General features: G+C 64.6%; 21 protein-coding genes. 12 read left to right on the forward strand and 9 right to left on the reverse strand.

The annotated features are described in order from the left end of the window. Positions 1–138: 138 nt before the first annotated feature. The 5 genes from ACY9XZ_RS09565 (at position 139) to ACY9XZ_RS09585 (ending at position 4,882) form a co-directional block, all read left to right on the forward strand. The gene (locus ACY9XZ_RS09565) at positions 139–903 is read left to right on the forward strand and encodes an IclR family transcriptional regulator (RefSeq protein WP_463456798.1); all 765 of its coding nucleotides are present in this window, start codon (positions 139–141) and stop codon (positions 901–903) included. A gap of 394 nt (positions 904–1,297) precedes the next feature. After that, positions 1,298–1,717: a hypothetical protein gene (locus ACY9XZ_RS09570; RefSeq protein WP_463456799.1), complete on the forward strand. Its 420-nt coding sequence runs from the start codon at positions 1,298–1,300 to the stop codon at positions 1,715–1,717. A gap of 93 nt (positions 1,718–1,810) precedes the next feature. Next, positions 1,811–2,857: a thiamine pyrophosphate-dependent dehydrogenase E1 component subunit alpha gene (locus ACY9XZ_RS09575; RefSeq protein ID WP_463456800.1), complete on the forward strand. Its 1,047-nt coding sequence runs from the start codon at positions 1,811–1,813 to the stop codon at positions 2,855–2,857. Then, positions 2,854–3,858 (forward strand): alpha-ketoacid dehydrogenase subunit beta, encoded by a 1,005-nt coding sequence (locus ACY9XZ_RS09580; RefSeq protein ID WP_463456801.1) that lies wholly within the window; start codon positions 2,854–2,856, stop codon positions 3,856–3,858. Before ACY9XZ_RS09575 ends, ACY9XZ_RS09580 begins: the two co-directional genes overlap by 4 nt. Before the next feature lie 4 nt (positions 3,859–3,862). Continuing rightward, positions 3,863–4,882 carry an NAD(+)/NADH kinase gene (locus ACY9XZ_RS09585; protein WP_463456802.1) on the forward strand — a complete coding sequence of 340 codons (1,020 nt, stop codon included), beginning with the start codon at positions 3,863–3,865 and terminating at the stop codon, positions 4,880–4,882. A gap of 40 nt (positions 4,883–4,922) precedes the next feature. Here the strand turns inward: ACY9XZ_RS09585 and ACY9XZ_RS09590 are convergent, their stop codons facing one another. The 8 genes from ACY9XZ_RS09590 to ACY9XZ_RS09625 form a co-directional block, all read right to left on the reverse strand. Further along, entirely contained in the window at positions 4,923–6,002 is a 1,080-nt protein-coding gene (locus ACY9XZ_RS09590; RefSeq protein ID WP_463456803.1) for a 2,3-butanediol dehydrogenase, read from the reverse strand. A 121-nt stretch (positions 6,003–6,123) separates the two neighbouring features. Next, positions 6,124–7,509, reverse strand: a complete 1,386-nt coding sequence (locus tag ACY9XZ_RS09595; protein ID WP_463456804.1) for an E3 binding domain-containing protein — start codon at positions 7,507–7,509, stop codon at positions 6,124–6,126. A 185-nt stretch (positions 7,510–7,694) separates the two neighbouring features. Continuing rightward, a complete protein-coding gene (locus tag ACY9XZ_RS09600; RefSeq protein ID WP_463456805.1) occupies positions 7,695–8,636 on the reverse strand; it encodes an alpha/beta hydrolase in 942 nt (313 codons plus the stop codon). Positions 8,637–8,737: 101 nt separating this feature from the next. After that, positions 8,738–9,274 carry a cob(I)yrinic acid a,c-diamide adenosyltransferase gene (locus ACY9XZ_RS09605; RefSeq protein ID WP_463456806.1) on the reverse strand — a complete coding sequence of 179 codons (537 nt, stop codon included), beginning with the start codon at positions 9,272–9,274 and terminating at the stop codon, positions 8,738–8,740. Positions 9,275–9,282: 8 nt separating this feature from the next. Then, the gene (locus tag ACY9XZ_RS09610; protein WP_158600442.1) at positions 9,283–9,453 is read right to left on the reverse strand and encodes a hypothetical protein; all 171 of its coding nucleotides are present in this window, start codon (positions 9,451–9,453) and stop codon (positions 9,283–9,285) included. A gap of 54 nt (positions 9,454–9,507) precedes the next feature. After that, on the reverse strand, positions 9,508–9,879 hold the full coding sequence (locus ACY9XZ_RS09615; RefSeq protein ID WP_463456807.1) for a glycerol dehydratase reactivase beta/small subunit family protein: 372 nt from the start codon (positions 9,877–9,879) through the stop codon (positions 9,508–9,510). 46 nt (positions 9,880–9,925) lie between these two features. Beyond that, complete coding sequence (locus ACY9XZ_RS09620) at positions 9,926–11,821, reverse strand: diol dehydratase reactivase subunit alpha (protein WP_463456808.1); 1,896 nt, start codon at positions 11,819–11,821, stop codon at positions 9,926–9,928. Positions 11,822–12,111: 290 nt separating this feature from the next. Beyond that, positions 12,112–12,948: a universal stress protein gene (locus tag ACY9XZ_RS09625; RefSeq protein ID WP_463456809.1), complete on the reverse strand. Its 837-nt coding sequence runs from the start codon at positions 12,946–12,948 to the stop codon at positions 12,112–12,114. A gap of 126 nt (positions 12,949–13,074) precedes the next feature. Here ACY9XZ_RS09625 and ACY9XZ_RS09630 point away from each other — a divergent pair, with 126 nt between their 5' ends. The 6 genes from ACY9XZ_RS09630 to ACY9XZ_RS09655 all read left to right on the forward strand — a co-directional run bounded on the left by ACY9XZ_RS09630 (position 13,075) and on the right by ACY9XZ_RS09655 (position 17,405). After that, on the forward strand, positions 13,075–13,500 hold the full coding sequence (locus ACY9XZ_RS09630; protein WP_463456810.1) for an OsmC family protein: 426 nt from the start codon (positions 13,075–13,077) through the stop codon (positions 13,498–13,500). Between the two features lie 98 nt (positions 13,501–13,598). Then, positions 13,599–14,009, forward strand: coding sequence for a GlcG/HbpS family heme-binding protein (locus ACY9XZ_RS09635; RefSeq protein ID WP_463456811.1), 411 nt, complete (start codon positions 13,599–13,601; stop codon positions 14,007–14,009). A gap of 226 nt (positions 14,010–14,235) precedes the next feature. Then, positions 14,236–15,963, forward strand: coding sequence for a propanediol/glycerol family dehydratase large subunit (locus ACY9XZ_RS09640; RefSeq protein ID WP_463456812.1), 1,728 nt, complete (start codon positions 14,236–14,238; stop codon positions 15,961–15,963). A 2-nt stretch (positions 15,964–15,965) separates the two neighbouring features. Further along, positions 15,966–16,538 carry a propanediol/glycerol family dehydratase medium subunit gene (locus ACY9XZ_RS09645; RefSeq protein ID WP_463456813.1) on the forward strand — a complete coding sequence of 191 codons (573 nt, stop codon included), beginning with the start codon at positions 15,966–15,968 and terminating at the stop codon, positions 16,536–16,538. 2 nt (positions 16,539–16,540) lie between these two features. Continuing rightward, complete coding sequence (locus ACY9XZ_RS09650) at positions 16,541–16,939, forward strand: diol dehydratase small subunit (RefSeq protein ID WP_463456814.1); 399 nt, start codon at positions 16,541–16,543, stop codon at positions 16,937–16,939. A 145-nt stretch (positions 16,940–17,084) separates the two neighbouring features. Then, complete coding sequence (locus ACY9XZ_RS09655) at positions 17,085–17,405, forward strand: hypothetical protein (protein WP_463456815.1); 321 nt, start codon at positions 17,085–17,087, stop codon at positions 17,403–17,405. A gap of 978 nt (positions 17,406–18,383) precedes the next feature. On the opposite strand, the gene ACY9XZ_RS09660 is transcribed toward ACY9XZ_RS09655, so the two are convergent. Beyond that, on the reverse strand, positions 18,384–18,719 hold the full coding sequence (locus ACY9XZ_RS09660) for a hypothetical protein (protein WP_463456816.1): 336 nt from the start codon (positions 18,717–18,719) through the stop codon (positions 18,384–18,386). Positions 18,720–18,815: 96 nt separating this feature from the next. Here ACY9XZ_RS09660 and malA point away from each other — a divergent pair, with 96 nt between their 5' ends. Then, a complete protein-coding gene (malA, locus tag ACY9XZ_RS09665) occupies positions 18,816–20,810 on the forward strand; it encodes an alpha-amylase MalA (protein ID WP_463456817.1) in 1,995 nt (664 codons plus the stop codon). Positions 20,811–20,871 lie beyond the last annotated feature (61 nt).

A 20,871-nucleotide genomic window follows, 5' to 3' on the forward strand; every position in this document is an offset into this window, starting at 1 on the left:
CGTATTTTCGAATAGCTGCGTCGGCCAATGGAACGTGTGACGCAAGTCCGGCAGCACGCTCAGTCTCAGCAGCCGATCAGGGGCCGTGACACAGTCGATACGGCAATTTTATTCGAGCGGCAGTAGAACCGGTATCCAATGACACGGGCAAAAACGGACTCGGTCCGGGCGACACAGACTTCGCTGGCGGTACTCTCGGGGATCAAGGAACTCGGTGGAAGTGCGACGCTGGTCGAACTCGCCGACTCGCTGGAGCCCGCAAAGAGCACGATATACAAGCACCTGGTGACACTGGAAGACGAGGGGCTGGTGGTCGAGCGTGACGGCGAGTACCGGATCGGGCTCCGGTGGCTGGAGTTCGGCGGCATCGCACAGCGGTACGACGGCATCTACGAAGTCGCCAAACCAGAGGTCAGACGCATGGCCGTCGAGACCGGCGAACTGGCGAACCTGATGATCGAAGAGCAGGGCTACGGCATCTACATCCACACGACCAGCGGCGACCAGGCAGTCGCGCTCGATACGCGCCTGGGGAAGCGCATCCACCTCCACAAAACCGCCATCGGCAAGGCGCTCCTGTCCAGTTTCGATGACGACCGGGTCGCGGAAATCATCGACACCCGCGGGCTACCGGCCGAGACGGAGAACACCATCACCGACCGCGAGACGCTGTTCGCGGAGCTCGAGACGATCCGGGAGCGCGGCGTCGCCGATGACACCGAGGAGCGGGTCGACGGCACCGGCTGTGTCGGGGTCCCCATCGACACCGGCGACCGCCGCGAGGCCGCGATCAGCATCACCGCACCCATCAACCGGTTGCAGTCGCCGGGCCGCAGAGCGCACCTCATCGACACGGTGCAACAGGCTGCCAACGTCATCGAGGTCAACCTGGCCCACGAGTGACAGCGCTGTTTGTTTTATCGACAGATCAGCCGAGAGCAATCGCGGACGGTTGCCCGGTATCACGTGCGATCTAATACCAGTACAGTTGTTATTCACGGGCCGGGTACCCACTGCCTGTGGTGGTTGCCGTTGCTGGCTTTGAACGGACAGCAGGGTGTTCACCGACCCATCTCCCTCCATGCAAGCGCCAACTGTTGACAAATAGCACATTATTATTGATTGATTTATGTCATCTATCAACTATCGCTGACAGGTGAGCAACTATCGGTTCCATATGTCACTGGAACGGATGAAAATATCACCGAATTGGACAATACCGTGCCGAAAGCTCGTTCGGTCGGCCATTCCTGATAGATCAGTGTGCTTTTTAGATGTACCGCTCCAATACACGCCTGTGACACACCCGGAGTCGACGATTCGAACGCGGCTCCTCGAATCGCATCGCGAGACCCTGCAGTCGGTTATCGACGCCGGCCGCTCAGTAGCCACCGCCTGGCCCACCGACGACGTGCGGGAATCGGGCGCAGTGACGGAACCGCTGGAGCACCTTCTTCGAGAGCGGGGACTGACGGCGGACCTCCTCGAAATACTGCGGACAGGGACGGCAGCGATAGACGAGAACGTACAGGGCAGACCGATCCCGGCCCCGCCGTACCTCGCCGTCACGAGCCGCGGCCCGATCTGTCGCGGCACGCTCAGCGACGGCCGGCGACTGGTCGTTCGTCTGGACCTGTTTGCGGTCCGACGAGCACCGACGCGGTACCGGTTTCGCGATCCGACGCCCGAGGAACTGCTCTCGGTTTTCATCCGATAGCCGGAACTTACCGTCGAAGGTATATATGCGATGATACCACCGGAGAATACCGATACTACTAATATCGTGTTAAGTGTCATCAGTTAACGTAGTATGGCAGACTATACACTAGCCACGGACGACGGACGGCTCGAAGCCCTGCGTCGGATGCTCCTGATACGGGAGTTCGACACGACCGCAGGCGAGTACTTCGCCGACGGGGAAATCCCGGGGTTCGTCCACCTGTACATCGGTGAGGAGGCGGTCGGCGTCGGTGCCTGTGCGGCGCTCGACCCGGACGACTACATCGCCAGCACGCACCGCGGTCACGGCCACTGCATCGCGAAGGGACTCGATCCCGAGTTGATGATGGCCGAACTGTTCGGCAAGCAGGACGGCTACTGCAACGGCAAGGGGGGCTCGATGCACATCGCCGACGTCGACTCCGGGATGCTCGGCGCAAACGGCATCGTCGGTGCCGGGCCGCCCATGGCGACCGGTGCGGCGCTCACCATCGACTACAAGGACCTTGACAAGGTCGCCCTGGGCTTCCTCGGCGACGGAGCCGTCGCACAGGGGCAGGTCCACGAGGCGATCAACATGGCCTCGACGTGGGACCTCCCGGCCATCTTCCTCGTCGAGAACAACCAGTACGGCGAGGCCACGCCGGTCGACAAACAGCACAACGTCGAGCACCTCAGCGACACGGCCCAGGCCTACGACATCCCCGGCGTCACCGTCGACGGGATGGACGTCACTGCCGTCGCCGAGGCCGTCGAGGAAGCCCGGAAGCGCGCCCGGGCGGGCGACGGGCCGACGTTTATCGAAGCCGAGACGTACCGCTACCGCGGCCACTACGAGGGCGACGAACAGCCCTACCGCACGAAAGAGGAGATCGAGCAGTGGAAGGAGCGCGACGCCATCGAGTCGTTCAAGGATCGCCTCATCGACCGCGGCGAGCTCACCGAATCGGAGTTCGAAGAGCTGCAGTCCGAGGTCGAGGCGACTATCGCCGACGCCGTCGACTACGCTCAGGACGCGGACATGCCCGACCCGTCCGAGGCCTACGAGGACATGTTCGGCGAACCAGTCCCCGAAATCGAACAGTTCGCGGCCAGTCCGCGTGCCGACGGGGGCACGCGCGGAGGTGACTCACAATGACTGCACAGGCCCAGATCGATGCGGAACAGACCGAGACGATGACCGTTCGGGAGGCCATCAGACAGGCCCTCCGCGAGGAGATGGAACGCGACGAAGACGTGTACGTCATGGGCGAAGACGTCGGCCTGTTCGGTGGCGTCCTGGAAGTGACAGGTGACCTCTTCGAGGAGTTCGGCGAGGAGCGCGTTCGGGACACGCCAATCGCCGAGGCGGGGTTCATGGGCGCTGCGACGGGCGCGGCCGCGACCGGCACGCGCCCGGTCGTCGAACTCATGTTCAGCGATTTCATGGGCGTCTCGATGGAACAGATCATGAACCAGATGGCGAAGATGCGCTACATGTTCGGCGGGAAGACGGAGATGCCCGTCACCGTCCGGACGACCGAAGGCGGTGGTATGGGGGCCGCCAGCCAGCACTCCGGGACGGTCCACGCCTGGATCGCTCACTTCCCCGGCCTGAAAGCGGTCGCCCCCGGAACGGCGGCCAGCGCGAAAGGCCTCACCAAGGCCGCCATCCGCTCGGACGATCCCGTGTTCGTCTTCGAGAACAAGATGATCTACGAGCAGAAGGGGTCGGTCCCGACCGACGAGGACTTCACCGTCCCTATCGGCGAGGCGAGCATCGAACAGGAGGGCGACGACGTCACTGTCGTCGCGACCCAGCGCCTCGTCGGCGAGTCCCTGGACGTGGCCGAGACCCTGGACGGCGACGTCGACGTCGAGGTCATCGACGCCCGGTCGCTGTACCCGCTCGATACCGACACCATCGTCGAGAGCGTCGAGAAGACGGGTCGCCTCGTCGTCGCCGACGAGAGCCCCCTCTCCTACGGCATCCACGCCGAAGTCGCCGCCAGAGCGCAGGAGGAGGCCTTTTTCAGCCTCGACGCGCCGATACAGCGGGTCGGTACGCCGGACACGCACATGCCGTTCAGCCCGCCGCTCGAACAGGAGGTCCTGCCCGACGGGGACGAGGTCCAGCACGCAATCGAGCGGATCACCTGAACACGTGGCTCGCGTAGGCTTGGTCGTCAATCCGGCCGCCGGTCGCGATATCCGCCGTCTCACCGGCGGCGCGAGCGTCGTCGACAACTACGCCAAGCGCCGCGTCGCCGAGTGCGTTCTGGCGGGCCTAACCATCGTTCCCGACACCCCGAGCGTCGCGGTCATGCCGGACAACGCCGGGATCGCGGCCCACGCGGTTTCGGAGGCTCCCGACGGCGTCGCGATCGAACAGGTGGACATGCCCGTCGAGAAGTCGGCGGCTGACACGCGGCGCGCGGCCGCCCACTTCCGCGAGCACGCCGACGCCGTGGTCGTGCTGGGCGGCGACGGGACCACCCGCGACGCGGCGATGGAACTCGGCGACGTGTCGCTCGTCTCCGTCTCGACGGGGACGAACAACGTCGTGCCGACGCCCGTCGACGGAACGACCGCTGGCGCGGCCGCGGCAGTCGTTGCGAGCGACGCCGTCGACGCCGACGCCGTCACCTCCCGCCACGGAAAAATAGATGTGGTGGCCGACGATATCAACGGCACGAAGCGGCTCACGGGACTGGCCGCCGTCGAAATCACGGACCGCCCGTTCGTCGGGACCCGCGCCGTCATCGACCCCTCGGAACTGCTGGGCGGTGTCGTCTCGCGGGCGCACCCGTCCGAAATCGGCCTCAGTTGCGTCGCCGGGTGCCTGGAGCCGCTGGCCCCCGACGAACCGGGTGGCGCGGCGCTCCGCCTGGGCGACCCCGCGGACGCGTCCCGGACGGTCCGGGGAATCCTCGCACCGGGGATGACGACCGAGGTCGGGATCGTCGATCACGACCCACTGGACTGGGACGAGTCCGCGACGTTCGCCGTTGAGGACGGTGTCGTCGGCGCGGACGGCGAGCGGGAACTCGAACTGGCCGACGCGACCGTCGAGATCACGCCCGTCGCTGACGGACCGCGACTGGTGGCAGTCGACGCCGCGCTCGGTGCCGCGGCCGACGCGGGCGTGTTACATCAGGACGCGACGACGGTCGAGAACCCCTGATCGGTGGACCAATATTTCCCCGGCAGTGCGGCCGGAGCCGCTACGCCATGTCGGGTTTGACCAGGATTTTCACGTGGTCGCTCTCGGGGTCGATGAGCCGGTCGAACCCTTCCTCGACGATCTCTTCCAGGCCGATCCGGCCAGTGATGAACGGTTCGGGGTCCAGGCGACCGTCAGCGAGCATATCGATCACCATCCCGTACTCCTCGCCCGCCCGCGGCCCGCCGAGGTAGGCGAGCGTTCCGGTCACCGTCCGCTCGCCGAGGACGAGACTGTTCGGATGGGTGCTCACCTCCTCTTCCCAGATACTGACGATGGTCGTCCGGCCACTCGGGGCTGTGCTCTCGACCGCCGCGTTGAACGAGGGTTCGACGCCGGCGACTTCGAACGTAACGTCGGCTCCGCCGTCCGTCTGCGACTGGATGTGCTCGACGGGGTCGGTCGTCGTCGGATCGATGAGTTCCTCGGCACCGCAATCCGCGGCGCGGTCCCGTCTGGCGTCGCGCGGTTCGGAGACGAAGATCCGTCCCGCACCGGCGGCGCGAGCACACTGAATCACCGAGAGCCCGATGGGGCCGCTCCCGAACACGGCGACCGCGTCGCCGGCCTGGAGTCCCGACCGACGAACCGCATGGAGGCCGACGCTCAACGGCTCGACCAACGCACCGTGTTCGACGGGAACGTCGTCTCCCAGCGGGACAGCCCGCTCAGCGTCGACGACGGCACTCTCGGCGAACCCACCGTCTCCGCCGGAGAGGCCGATGAATCCGATCGATTCGCAGATGTGGTAGTTCCCCTCGTGACACTGCCGACACTCGCCGCAGTAGAGGATGGGATTGATAGCGACGGCATCCCCGACGGCTAGATCTGTCACACCTTCCCCGACTTCCGTGACTGTGCCGCTGTACTCGTGTCCCATCCGGATCGGCGCTTGCTCTCCCGAGACAGGGTGTGGCTCTCCCTCCGGGACGAAGATGGGGCCGGCGGTGTACTCGTGGAGATCAGACCCACAGATCCCACAGGCGTTGATGTCGATTCGCACCGCGCCCGCGTCTATGCTCCTTTCCTCTACCTCTTCGACGCGGATGTCTTTCCGGCCGTGGTAGGTTGCGGCTTGCATGGCCTTCTAGGATTTCTTTTCATTGTATATGAATGTACAGCTCTTTTGTAGATCGGCAACACCGTTGGCGGCCGCGATAGCCTACCGCAGAAGCACGGAGTCGGCGACGCTCCCCTCTCACTCACTCCCGCCCGCGATAGGACCCGAGCACGAGGTCCGACGCACGCTCGGCCCGCTCGAAGAACTCATCGAGGAACGCCTGTGCCTCCCCGGCACCGACCGCGCGCGTGTCGTACGTGAGGCTAGCCGTCACGAGCGGCTGGATGGTGACGCCGTTCTCCGTCGGGACGGCTCGTTCACCGGTCGGATCTAGTTCGAGCGCCGCGACGGCCGGCGGATTGATCAGCCGACCGCTGCCGTCGGTCTCGGCGGCGTTCGTGACGGTGAAGGTGGCCTGGTGGGACGGCTCGCTCTCGCCGTCGACCGACTGGCGGATGTCGACGATCTCGGTGAGGGACTTGTTCGCAGCGTCGGGGATGACCCCCGAAACTGAGCCGTTGATGTCGGCGACGAGGGCGATGTGCTGTGGCTCCGTGACCTGGTGGGTCGACTCGGTGAAGGTGCCGTTCAGCACTGGATATTCGGTGAGCGTCGCCGAGGCCAGGACGAGCGCCACGTCGGTCATCGTCACGCGCTGCTCGAAGGCCGTCCGGACCGCCTCCATCGTCTCGAACAGCGCCTCGCCGGCGGACGGGTCCGCGGTGGCCGTGACCCGTTCGTACCGGTCCAGTTCCGGCCGTTCGGCCGGGAGCCACTCCATGCCACCGCGCTGTCGCTCGGCCCGCTTGACGGGCGGTTCCGCCTCGGCGGCGGCCTCGACGTCACTCTCGGTAATCGCACCCTCGAAGCCAGTCCCGTCGACGGTGGTCAGGTCGACGCCCAGTTCCTCTGCACGCTGCTCTGCACGCGGTGAGGCCTTCACCGATTCTGTGGCTTCTGCTGTCTCCGTGTCACTCTCGACCGCGTCGGCTGCCGCTTCGACGTCGTCCTCCGTGATCGCGCCGTCGAACCCGGTCCCCTCGACGGTCGCCAGGTCGACGCCCAGTTCCTCGGCGCGCTTCTGTGCACGCGGCGAGGCTTTCACGTCCCCGCTGCTTCCCCCAGCGCCGCCCACCTGGCCCCCGTCGTCACCGCCACCCCCTGCCGTTTCGGGAGTTGCGGCGACCGCTTCGGTCGCCTCGGCTGATTCCGCCTCGGCTGATTCCGCTTCGGCTGTTTCGGCCTCGTCTGCGGCGTCACCCTCCAGTTCGGCCTCGGCCTCCGCCTCCAGGTCAGCGATATCGGCGTCCGGCGCTGCGAAAATTCCGATCGGCGTTCCCGGCGGGACGGCGTCTCCCACTTCGGCGTAGACGCGCCGAACTGTCCCGTCCTCGCGCGCCTCGACTTCCCCGATGCTCTTCTCGGACTCGACCTCGGCGATCATCTCTCCCTCAGAGACTTCGTCGCCTTGCTCGACGGTCCATTCGAGCACCGTTCCCTGCTCCATCTCCAGTCCGAGCTTCGGCATCTTGATAATATATGACACGGTACGCTGCATATCGCTGCGCGGTTACTAAAAAATATGTGGCGGGACCGGCCGTGGCGGTGTTGAGTCACGATGCTTCATCCTAGATGACCTTCCACGAGATATCGCTGTCCCCGACTGCCCGCGACAGCGTCCCGACGACTCCCGGAGCGACGCCGCGAACGGCCTCACCCCAGCTCCGACCGAACCGCGTCGCCGATCTCGTCGATGGCTTCCCGCGCACGGTCGAGTTCCGGGTCGGCGAGCATCGTCAGGAACCCGTGGATCATGTCGTCGTACTGGACGTGGCGGGTCGGGACGCCCGCGGCGTCGAGGCGGTCCGCGAGCGCGCGGCCGTCGTCGCGGAGCGGGTCGAACCCGCAAGTGAGCAGGAAGGTGGATGGCACCCCCTCCAGCCGGTCGGCCTGCAGCGGGGCGGCATACGGGTGGTCGCCGTCCAGTTCACTCCGGACGTAGCCGTTCCAGAACCGCTCCATGTCCTTCCGCGTCAGGAAGTATCCCTGTGCGTTCTCCTCGTAGGAGTCCGTCTCGAAGGAGAACGCTGCCGGCGGATAGGCGAGCACCTGGTAGTCGATGGACGGGCCGCCCCTGTCGCGGGCAAGGAGGCTCACGCCGAGTGCGAGCGTCGCGCCGGCGCTGTCCCCGGCGACGGCCAGCGTGCCGGGCGTCGCACCGATCTCCTCGGCGTTTTCCGCGAGCCACTGCGTCGCGGCGTAGCAGTCCTCCAGCCCGTCAGGGAACCGGTGTTCCGGTGCCAGCCGGTAGTCCACGGCGACGACGACGCAGTCGCTCGCGTTGGTGAGGGCGCGACACAGCGCGTCGTGGGTGTCGATGCCGCCGAGCATCCAGCCGCCGCCGTGGAAGAACGCGAGCGCCGGTCGCGGTCCCTCGGCCGTCGGCCGGTAGATACGGATCGGAACGTCACCGTCCGGGCCGGGGACGGTCCTGTCCGTGACCGACCCGACGGGCTCCGGCGGCTCGTCGGACACGCTCAGGTCGCGGTAGGTCTCACGGGCCTCGGCGAGGGGCAACCGATACAGCGGCGGCAGCCCCTGTTCCGAGAGCCCGTGGAGGTACTCCTGGACTTGCGGATTGAGTGTCGACGCCATCGGTTCAGTCCGTGCTATCTCGGCACGAACGTATAGTTCTATCTCCGGACGGCCCGAGCGTCCGGCTCTCACTGCCCAGAAACTGAGTGACGATCCGCCGGTCAGTACGTCGGATGTGCCTCACCGACGCCCTCGCGCTCGTTGACAAGTCGGGCCAGCGTGAACAGTAGGTCCGAGAGCCGGTTCAGATAGGCGACCGCCTGCTTGTTGACCTCGTCAGCCTCGGCCTGGAACGCGACCGCTCGCCGCTCGGCGCGGCGGCAGACCGAGCGCGCGTGGTGGAGCGCCGCCCCGGCGTCGCTCCCGCCGGGGAGGATGAACGATTCGAGCGGGTCGAGCTCCGCCGACGCCTCGTCGATCCACGTCTCTAACTGGTCTACGTGACGCTCCTCGATGACCGGGTCGTCGGGGCCCGGGTCTGGGTTGGCGAAATCGGCCTGGACGATATGGAGGTGGTTCTGTATCGCCGCCAGGTTCTCGTCGATGTCCGCGTAGCCCGTCGGCCGGATCGTCCCGATGAGCGAGTTCAGTTCGTCCGCGTTGCCGTACGCCTCGATACGGGGGCTCCCCTTCGAGACTCGGCTCATGTCCCGCAGGTCGGTCTGTCCCTCGTCGCCGCGTCCGGTGTAGATTTTCATACTCGGGGTCACTCCTCGACGAGTTCGCCGATCCGGTTCTCCGTCCCGCAGTGGGGACAGGTCCAGTCACGGTCTGTCAGGTCTGTCCTGGTGATGTCGCTCAGTCCCCAGTAGCCGTCACACGCGCCGCAGTTCACGTGTGCTAACGTCTCGATGTAGGCCGTGTGTTCCGGTGCCATACACGCTCCCGATTGCGACCCCCTGATAAAAAATACTGTCTCCGGACCGGCCCGTCAGGTAACCGTTTTGAGGGGCGTCCCCTTCGCGAGCCGAGCGGCGTTCGAGCCGAGTTTCCGGGCGGTCTCGGCCGTTACACGGGAGACGTCGAACAGTGGGTCATCGTCGGGCAGTTGCTTGTGGTGGACGACCACTCGCCCGTCCGGCGTCACGCTCACACCGATTTTTAGGGGGGAACTGACAGAGGCGTCGTAGGCGACCGGGACGCTGTCGCCATCGAAGCCCGACTGGACCGCCCACGAGACCCCCTCCTCTTCCAGGCCGTGCTCGATGTACTCCACCGGGTCCGACAGCTCCTCGCCGATGCACCACACGAACACGCGCGGGATCTGGTCGTTCTGATCGACTGGGCCGCGGCAGCCACTCATGCGCTTGTCTTGTGCGCTCACAACTATAAAATCAGGTGCTGCGGTATCAGACCGTGGACCGTTCCAGCGACGTCGAGAGCCCGGACGGGATCTCCAGGTCCAGATAGCCCTCGCCGCCGACGTGTGAAAGGACGAGTCCGGTCGCGACGGCGTTTCGCGGCCCCATCTCGCCGCGGACGTTCGCCCGACCGCAGACGATGCCGTACTCGGCCATCGCGTCGGAGATCATCTCCGGGATCTCGAAGTCGAGCGCGGAGCGGCCGGTCATGACGACGAACGGGAGCTGCCGGATGCTCTCCGTCGGCGTGATGATATTGAGGGCGCGCTCTGCGTTCTCGACGAATACGTTCCGCTTGGCCCGCCGCCGGACGCGGCGTATCTCCTCGGGGGATTTGTCGACCGGCACCGGTCGCATGCTCCCGCCGTCTTCGAGGACGACCGTCCGGCCGTAGAGGCTCGGGTCGACAGGGTCGTCGAAGAAGTCGACCGTCCCGTCCTCCTCGCGGATGCTGTAGAGGGACTGGACCTTCGCCGAGGGGTACTTTTTGATCGCCTCCGCCAGGTCGCGGTCGTCAAGCCCGAGTTCGGAGTCGATGAGCATCGTGACCAGGTCGCCGGCACCGGAGAGGTGGATCGATTCGATACCCCTGTCGTCGTCCATGTACGCCGCGTCGGTCGATCCGCCGCCCATGTCGAGAATCGCGAACGGATGGTCCGTCCCCGGCGTCGTGAGCGAGCCCAGCACCGCCATGTTCGCCTCGACGCCCTGGATGATGACCTCCGCGCCGATCTCGTCCTCGATGCCGTCCGCGATCTGTTGCATCGGGAGCTGCTGGGTCTTCACCATCGCGGCCAGGGCGACCGCACTTTCCATACTGTGTTCGTCGGCTACCCCGCCCTCGACTTTCTGCGGGACGAGCGTGTCGACCGCCATGATATCCCGGATCTCGATAGAGTCGACCGACTGGCCGGTGACTTCGGCCATCTGGCTCCGTGCCCGATTCAGCATGCCGCTGATGTTCGACCCGCTCTCACCCTGCACGTCCGAAATCGGCCAGCTGTCCATCACCGCATCCATGATGACGTTTGCCCCTTCGTCGACCGGCACCTCGGTTGTGGTCCCGCGCTCGTCGATGATACGGAGTTCGCCGGCGGGTATCGTCCGCTCCTCGACGTCGCCCGCCGGCGTCTTGATGACCACTGCCGATTTATTACCCACGAGGGCACGAGCGACGGGGATTATCTTCTGGGTCTCCTCGGACGAGAGATCGAACACGGTCGCGATGCCGTAGGGGTTCGACAGTTCGTCGATGGTCCGGCCCGTCGCTTCGGGTGCGACTTCCACGGCTGTGGGCTGTCCCCGCGGGACCTTCCCCAGATCAGACACCTCGTCGATGATCGGGATGTCGATGTCGATCCGGTTGTGGATGAGGACGGCGTCGTCCCGCTGAACGATAGCGCCGGCAACCTCGTACCCCGCTTCGGTCCACTCGTTGATGATTTCGGCAGCGACGGCGAAATCGACCGTTTCGGGAACCAGAAAGACGACGGGTTCGTCCGGGTCGTGGCCGTCCATTTCCGCCGTTATCTCGATGCCCGTCCCTTTCCCGAGACCGACACCGCCCGGCGTCGACGGGTCGTGGCCGATCATCGTCGACTCCGTGATGACAGTCTCGGTGATCGTCTCCATCGCCACGTCGCCGATGACAGGTGCGGCTTCGTTGAGAAGCACCGTCTCGATATCAGCTACGTCGATACCCGCATCGGTCGCGGCCCGGGAGAGCGCGCTCACCACGCCCGGGACGTTCTTTTTTGTCCCTTTCAGCCCGGTCGTCCTGTAGAGGGCACTGGCACAGAACTCCGGGCGGTGCCCGTCCCGCTGGCGCAACAGCGCGACCTCCGTACTGGAATTACCGATATCGACACCTGCGAGATACGCCATACCCCTGCTATCGAGGGAAATATGAAATAGCTTTCCCTGCTGGTGATAGCCACCGAACGGCGGTCTCGGCGTACTCAGCCCAGGGTGACACCGGTGCCCATCGGCGCACACGAACGGCTCACTGACGTGATTCACACCGAAGTCGTGAGGCACCGCGCTCTCGAACAGCTATCGGCCGAGGACGGCGCGGATCGGGCCGGTCGTCCCCTGCGATTCGGGTCTGTCTGGTGAGGGCTGACGGCCAAGGGCTATCCGAGTGAGTCCGGAGCCCGTGTCGGTAATAGATGCGCTCACGGGACGACCAGTAGCGGGACGTCGACTGTCCGCCGAATGCGGCTGACGCTGGTCGGGCGGAGTCGCCCGAATAGCGCGGGGCTCTCGTCGTGGCCGACGACCAGGGCGTCCGCACCGGCATCGGCGACGAACTCGTCGAGCGCCTCACCTGGCTGGCCGGACCCGACGAGCGTTTCGAACGTCAGGTCGCCGTCGGTGTCGGCCACGGCTTCGACCGGCGACCGCAGTTCCCGTTCTTTGCGCTCGATGAACGCTTCCGAGACTCCGCCGGCGTTGAACGGGCCTGCCGCCCGCTGGAGATCGATGACGGTGACGACACACACCGTCGCTCCATGTGCCTCGGCGACCGCCACAGCGTGTTCGGCCGCCGCTTCGCTGGGGACCGTCTCCAGATTGAGCACGACCAACTGATCGAGCCGGACCTGTGCCGTGTCGTCGGGGACCGCGAGAATCGGTATGTCGGCCACATGTCCCACGCCCTCGACGAGGCGGTCGAACGCGCTGTTGCTCGCCTGTGACCCGATGACGACGAGGTCGATGTCCGCTTCGGTCACGTAGTCACGGACCTGTTCCCGCAGGGGACCGTCGCCGGTGTGTATCCGTCCGTCGACTGCTGTCTCCGAGACTCGCTCCTCGGTGTCCGACGGAACCACTTGCTCGGCTGCGGCCGACGATACCCTCGCGCCCGGCGAGAGGCGGGAGGACTCCGTCTCGACGACGCGCAGGAGGTGGACGTCGGCGTCCAGCCGCCTCGCGAGCGCGACGCCCGCCTCGGCGTTTCGCGCCGCGACCGCGTCGTCCCCTGTTAGAACGAGTACCCGATTGTATGTCACTGTGTGTCAATAACACGCCACTGGCATATACCGTTGGCGGCGGTGACCTGTGGGCCGATACTCGAACTGGAGAGATGGTCTCCCTGCCGTGCATACGCTTTTTTCCATACAGTCCTCAGCCAGCGTATGGTCGAGTACTCCGAAGACTACCACGCACAGGCCACGGCGACGGACGACACCGACCGCTGGACGACTGAATCCCGCGGGCAGTTCGAGGTCGGCATCCCACAGGAGTTCGGTGGGTCGTTCGACGGCCCGGCGCCCGAGAACTACTACGCCATCGCGCTCACGAACTGCTACGTCGCGACCTTCACCGTCATGGCCGACAACTCCGATTTCTCGTTTCAGGAAGTGAACGCCGACGGGACGCTCCGACTGCGACCGGACGATGGTTCGACTGCCATCGACTCCTTCGATCTCACAGTGAGCCTTCATGTTGAGTCCGCTAGCAGGAAAGCCGAGGTGCTGTTGAAACGCACTCAGGAGCGCTGTTTCATCCTCCAGTCCGTCGATTTCCCGGTCTCGGTCGAGTACGAGGTTATCTCGGCCTGAGTGTGCCTGGGCAGCGAAACGTTCCGTTCGAAGGAAGAACTCCGATCTCGGGGATAGTTTTATTTTCTGTCACGACGACTGTGCGGACGGATGTCACCATGACAGCGGTAACACTCGACGTCGCAAAGACGATCATCGCAGCGGCAGAAGAGAAAGCCCGGGAGATAGACGTCCCCATGTGCATCGCGGTGATGGACGGGGGGGCGAACCTCGTCGGGTTCCACCGGATGGATGGGGCGCTCCTAGCGAGCATCGACATCGCACAGAACAAGGCCTACTCGTCGGTGTCGCTGAAACTGGATACGAAGACGATCCACGAGGTGTCACAGCCCGGAGAGTCGCTGTACGGACTGGGAACCACGAACGACGGGCGCATCGTCACCTTCGGGGGTGGCTTCCCGCTGGAGGACGCCGACGGAACCGTCGTCGGCGGCGTCGGTGTCTCGGGCGGCAGCGCCGAAGAGGACATGGAAGTCGCACAGGCTGGCGTCGACGCCTTCGAAGGCTAATACCAGCTATGAGTCATCGGTGCCAGCGATACATCAGTACCCCGACATAGCTGTAACTTCGGTCAGCGGTTCGTTAGTCCCCAACACTGTCCGCTATTGCTAGTCGAACGGTAGCGCCGTCCCGAACCTGCAATACAACTGTAGTTGCCTTACTTATACTTTCTTTATATTCTCGGGTAATAAAAACACCAAATTATATAACCTAACTCTCCAATGAAATATGTGTATGACAGATGATGACACACCTGTAGCCGACGGCTCAGGCGAACTCGAAGAGGCAGCGCCCAAACGGTCGAAACGTTTCGAGGCGCTGGACGAACGGGCCGTCACGGAGGACGGGTTCGTCAACGAGTGGCCGGAGGTCGGTTTCGTCGCGATGGAGAGCCCGAACGACCCCGATCCGAGCATCACCGTCGAGGACGGGGAGATCGTCGAGATGGACGGGAAAGACCGCGAGGAGTTCGACTTCATCGACCGGTTCATCGCCGATTACGCCATCAACGTCGAGAAGGCCGAGGAGGCGATGGCGACCGACTCCGAACAGGTCGCCCGCGACCTCGTCGACATCAACGTGCCACGCGAGGAGATCGTCGAGCTGACGACCGCGATGACGCCGGCGAAGCTCTCGGCGGTCGTCAACCACCTCGACACCGCCGAGATCATCATGGCGATGAAGAAGATGCGGACGCGCCGGACGCCGGGCAACCAGTGTCACGTCACTAGCGTCGAGGACAACGTGGCACAGATCGCCGCGGACGCCGCGGAGGCCGCGCTCCGTGGGTTCTACGAGATCGAGAACACAGTCGGGGTCGCGCGGATGGCCCCGCTGACCGCCCTCGCCCAGCAGATCGGGGCCCAGTGTGGCCGTGGCGGCGTCATCACCCAGTGTGCCGTCGAGGAGGCGACCGAACTCGAACTCGGCATGCGCGGGATGACCGGCTACGCCGAGACCGTCTCCGTCTACGGCACCGAAGACGTGTTCAAGGACGGCGACGACACGCCGTGGTCCAAGGCGTTCCTCGCCTCGGGGTACGCCTCCCGCGGCCTGAAGATGCGGTACACGTCGGGGGCCGGGTCGGAACTCAACATGGGCCAGGCCGAAGGCAAGTCGATGCTGTACCTGGAGAGCCGGTGTATCCTCGTCACGAAAGGCTGTGGCGTCCAGGGCCTCCAGAACGGCGGTATCAGTTGTATCGCCATCCCGACGTCCGTTCCGGCTGGCGTCAAAGAGGTCGCCGCCGAGAACCTCATCACGATGATGGCCGATCTCGAAGTCGCCTCCGGGAACGACCAGACGTTCACCCACTCGGACAAGCGCCGCACCGCCCGGATGATGCCGCAGTTCCTCGCCGGCACGGACTTCATCTTCTCAGGGTACAGCGCCGTCCCGAACTACGACAACATGTTCGCCGGGTCGACGTTCGACTCCTACGACTTCGACGAGTACAACATCATGCAGCGGGACCTGCAGGTCGAAGGCGGCACGAAACCCGTCGACGAGGAGACGGTGCTTGAGTACCGCGAGCGGGCCGCCAAGGCCGTCCAGTCCGTCTTCGAGGAACTCGGCTTCCCACCGATCTCCGACGAGGAGGTCGAAGCCGCCGTCTACGCCGACGGCAGCAAGGACATGCCCGACCGCAGCACGGCCGAGGACATCAAGGCCGCCGAGGAGATGATGGAGGAGGACCTAAACGGCGCGGAGATCGTGAAGATACTGGCCGACAACGGCTTCGAGGACATCGCCGAGAACCTGCTTGGCATCCTCAAAGGCCGCGTGGCCGGCGACTACATCCAGACCTCAGGTATCTTCGAGGGCGACGGCGACTTCGACGTCGTCAGCGCCGTCAACGACCCCAACGACTACGAAGGGCCGGGCACAGGTCACCGACTCGAAGGTGAGGACTGGGAGGAAAAGAAACAGGTTCGGTTCGCGGTCGACCCGGAGGACATCTGACGATGGCACAAGCACAACAGCAGGAGCGGACACTGGTGCTGACAGAGAAAGGCCCCGCCCAGGAGGGTACGGACACGGACGAGGTCGTCATCTCGATCAGCGCGGGGTTCAACGAGATGAAAGACGAGACGCTCGCGGGCGTCAAACTCGCCGAGGTCCTCCGCGAGATGATGGCCGGCATCGAGGAGGAAGGGCTCACGGCCCGTGTGGTCCGCTTCACTGACAACCTCGATCTCGGCGTCATCGGGCTCAGGGGCGCAAAGCTCTGTGGGTCAGGCATCTCTATCGGCATCCAGACCCGCGGGACGACGCTCATCCACCAGGAGGATCTGGTCCCGCTCAGCAACCTGGAGCTGTTCCCCCAGGCCCCGCTGATCGACCTCGAAACGTACCGCGCAATCGGCAGGAACGCGGCGCTGTACGCCAAAGGCGAGACGCCGGAACCGGTCCCGGTCGGGAACGACCCGATGGCCCGGCCGAAATACCAGGCGCTCGCGGCCCTGTGGCACATCAAGGAGATGGGGTACAAGGACGAAGACAAGGAGCCCATGGAGATGGCAGTCACTTTCGAGTAACAATGAGCGACGACACGCACTACCCACTGGCAGACAACCCGGACGACGTCGAAACGCCCGAGGGAACGAAACTCTCCGAGATCTCCCTCGAAAAGGTCGTCGAGGGCGAGATCGACGGCGAAGAGCTCGTCATCTCGCCGGAGACGCTGGAAAAGCAGGCCCAGATCGCCGAACAAGAGGGGCGACCCCAGGTCGCGCGGAACTTCCGACGCGCGGCCGAACTGACCGAGGTTCCAGACGACCGCATTCTCGAAATATACAACGCGCTCCGGCCCAGCGGGGCCGACAAGGAGACGCTACAGGAGATCGCGGACGAACTGGAGACCGAGTACGGTGCCGAGATCAACGCCGAACACGTCCGCGAGGCCGCCGAAGTGTACGAGGAGCGCGGCCTCGTCTGAGACGGCCCGTTGCCGGCGGTCGCGGACTGCGCCGCTACCAGTCCAGCCGTCGAAACCACTGGGTCCTCGCTCCCGCCAAACGACGCTTCTCCGTTCTGATAGCGGCGGGAAAACACCTAAATCTCGGATTCGCCTACTGCGGCGTATGACCGATACAGACACGGACCCCGACCGGGGTCGGGAACACATCGAGGTGCTCAGGGAGACGGTCGACCGCAACCGGGACCGCGGCTGGGCGGACTACCGCGAGCGGTTCTCCTTTACCGTCGTCGATGACGGGACGGTGGCGCTCTCACCGGCCGATGAGGGGGACACGACAGAGTCCGCAGTCGAGCGGGAAGTGACCCACACGGTCACTGTCGACGGCGGGACGGCCGTCGACTGCAACTGCCACGTCGCACAGCGGCCGTTCGACCGGCAGTCCTGTCGACACATGCGCGCGGTCGATGCACACCCACGACTGTGAGGGCACACTGTCTGATTCGGCCCACGCACGAGCGGGCGGCGGCTGACCTGGCCACGAGTGACTGCGAGACCGATTGTACTGATACCGTCGGTAAAGAGCATTGCCACATCGGAGTAGCGACTGTCTTCACAAAGTTACAGCCAACAGCACGAGAAGCCCCGGAACAACCGTTTCTTTACTGATTGCCTTCGTACGATGTTTCGCCGTGGCTTCTGATAGAGAGTGCCAAATATAGCAGAAATAAACATGATTAATTATGCAATACAGGCGGGTAGCGGAAAATCCATTGATTTGATCCGACAATCGATTGAGACGCCAATGTAATCACCGAGACTACCGAATCATCACAAACTAATCACAGGTCTGTTGCTGTTTTTAGCCCTAAGACCCCAAATAAACGGCTCGATAGCCAGGCACCGGGCATAGTGATATCTCGACCCGATTGGATAATAGCCGTACGATTGTTATCCGGACTGAGATGTGAACGCGCGGAACCGTCGGCACACAAAGGTACAACGTGAGAGTAGTACCTCTGGCCATCAGAAGTACACTCACAGTTCGTCTTCTGTATCCGGAGCTATCAACGGAAGCCGGGTTGAGACGTGTCCTGATGGGCGCTTTACCCTATTTTTGAGGGTCCCCTGTAATTTCAGGCCCGTTCTACAATGACGGTTTCGTGGCATCTATGTCAGTTATATTGGTCGATATTTAATATCTAATCTTGTATTTCTATAAGCGGAACCAAAAATTGGAGATAAATATCGTATTCGCTGTATTAAAATCCTTATAGCGGTTATAGATCCCATATATGGCTTCGATATTTGCACTTTCTGTCAGAAGAGATAGATGCGGTTTATTTACCTGTACCGCTGTGTGTGGCTACTTCAAGTACAGATATCTGGGTTGACGGGAGCGAGACCAGGAGAATCGCCTGCTCTCAGTCTATCCGGCGATACTGTTCACGCTGTGGGCGGACCGTTACCAGTAGAACAGACCGATAGCGAGCATGACGAAGTAGGTTCCGAGCCCCCAGCACGCAGCGGCGGCGACAACCGGACCCAGGAGGACTGCGAGTCCAACAGCGCAAACGAAGAGCGTGATTGCCGCGGCCGTCCGCACGCCACGACGGTCCCACAGCGACGCGACGGGCGTATCGAGAACGAACAGTGCCTCGACACCCAGTGCGCCGGCCACGCCGACGGCGATGGCGGACGCGGACCAGAGCGTGTCGACTGCACCGGCCCACCGCAGATACACGACGAGCGCCAGTCCACAGAGCAGAGCAAACCCGGCGTCGCGTCGGTAGTCGGGCACAGGAGTGGTACGCGCCGCAACCGGAAAGCGATGCTGCCGGCGGCGGCACCCGCTCGCGACCCCAAATACAAAGACACTGTCAGTCGCAGTGAAGCTATGCACCATCCTGGACCCCCGCGGTTCGTGGCGACGGGTGACGAGATCGAACTCGCACCCCGGGACCCGGACCCGACAGCGACGTACAGTTGGCACGTCGCACGCGCACCGGTACAGTCCACTGCCACGCTCGGCGACGATCCCGTCGAACACTTCGTCCCCGATACACCGGGCAGATACATTGTCCGGCTCAGCGCACCGGACGGCAAGCACGACCTCACTGTCCGCGCGTTCCCGGGGACCCTCGAATCGAGTGGAACGGGGACCTCGGGGCGTTCCGGCGGGCAGAGCGGCGGCGTCTCCGGCGGGCAAAGCGGCCCCGGGCGGAGCGGGAGCGGCGAGTACACCCAGGCAGGGGGCGGCGGTGACGGCAGCGGTGGTGGCGGCCGCCCGCGGCTGACCCTGCGGCCGGCAATCGAGGGTGACGAGGCCGTGGTTCGGGCGGACTCCAGCCCCCATCCTGAAGGGACCGAGACCGCCGCCGACCTCGCCGTCGAGTTCCTGCTGGACGACCGCGACGACATCGACAGCGACGCGGTGACCCGGGACGGGACAGACCTCCGGATTCCACTGGAGGCGCTCCCCGAGCGCGCTCGCATCCACGCCGTTGCGGTCGGGGATCACGGCTACAGCGTGCCCGACGCCGTCGAGTTCGTTCGCGACGGGGACGGTGTCGAGACGGTCGCGAGCGGCGGGGGCGTCGCCGCCGAACGGCCCTACGACGCGCCGGCCTGGGCCGAGGACTCGGTTATCTACGAGATATACGTCCGCACCTTCGCCGGCGACAGCGACGAATCGCCCTTCGACGCGATCGTCGACCGCCTGGACTACCTCGACTCGCTCGGCGTCGACGTCATCTGGCTCACGCCGGTGTTACAGAACGACCACGCGCCCCACGGGTACAACATCACTGACTTCTTCGAGATCGCGTCGGACCTCGGGACCCGCGCGGACTACGAGCGGTTCATCGAGGCGGCCCACGACCGTGGGTTCAAGGTCCTGTTCGACCTCGTCTGCAACCACTCGGCGCGGACCCACCCCTACTTCGAGGCCGCGGTCGACGACCCCGACAGCGAGTACCGGGACTGGTACGCGTGGCGGACCGACACCGAACCGGAGACGTACTTCGACTGGGAGCACATCGCGAACTTCGACTTCGACCACCTCCCGGTCCGCCGGCATCTACTCGATGCGGTCGCCCAGTGGGCCGAACTGGTCGACGGGTTCCGGTGTGACATGGCCTGGGCCGTCCCGAACAGCTTCTGGCGCGAGATCCACGACTACTGCAAGGGCCGCGACAGCGAGTTCCTGCTGCTGGATGAGACTATCCCGTACATCCCCGACTTCCAGGCCGGGCTGTTCGATATGCACTTCGATTCGACGACCTACGCCGCGCTCCGACAGGTCGGTGGCGGTGCCGACGCCGAGGCCGTCCTCGGTGCTATCGAGGGCCGGGCGGAGATCGGCTTCCCGGAGCACGCGTCGTTCATGTTGTACGCGGAGAACCACGACGAGACGCGGTACATCGTCGACTACGGTCGCGAGGCCGCCGAAGCCGCCGCGGGCGCGCTGTTCACGCTCCCCGGCGCGCCGCTGCTGTACGCCGGCCAGGAGTTCGGCCAGCGCGGCCGGCGCGACGACCTCGCGTGGGACCACGCCGACGAGTCGCTCCAGTCGTTCGTCAGCGACCTCTCGGCGGTCAGACACGACCAGCCGGCGCTGTCGGCTGCGGCGGACCTCGTCCGAATCCCGTACGAGGTCCGGGACGGGCCGTCCGACCGTGTCGTCGCGTACGCGCGGACGACCGAGAACGAGGCGGCCGTCGTGGTGCTCAACTTCGGCAGCGAGCCGACGACGGTCGAACTGTCGGCCGAGACCGGCGAAACCGACCTCGTCTCCGGCGAATCTCGCGGGGCCGCTGGCGACGGGAACACGACCGTCACGGTCGACAGCGTCGGGGTGTTCCCGGCCACCGATAGCGACCTGCGTCAGTAGTTGCGGGGAGGGTGTTTCGGTGGAGTGACGCTGCTCGCTTCGGGTGTCCGGTCACGCCACC

The sequence above is a fragment of the Haloarcula sp. HT12 genome (assembly GCF_055271655.1).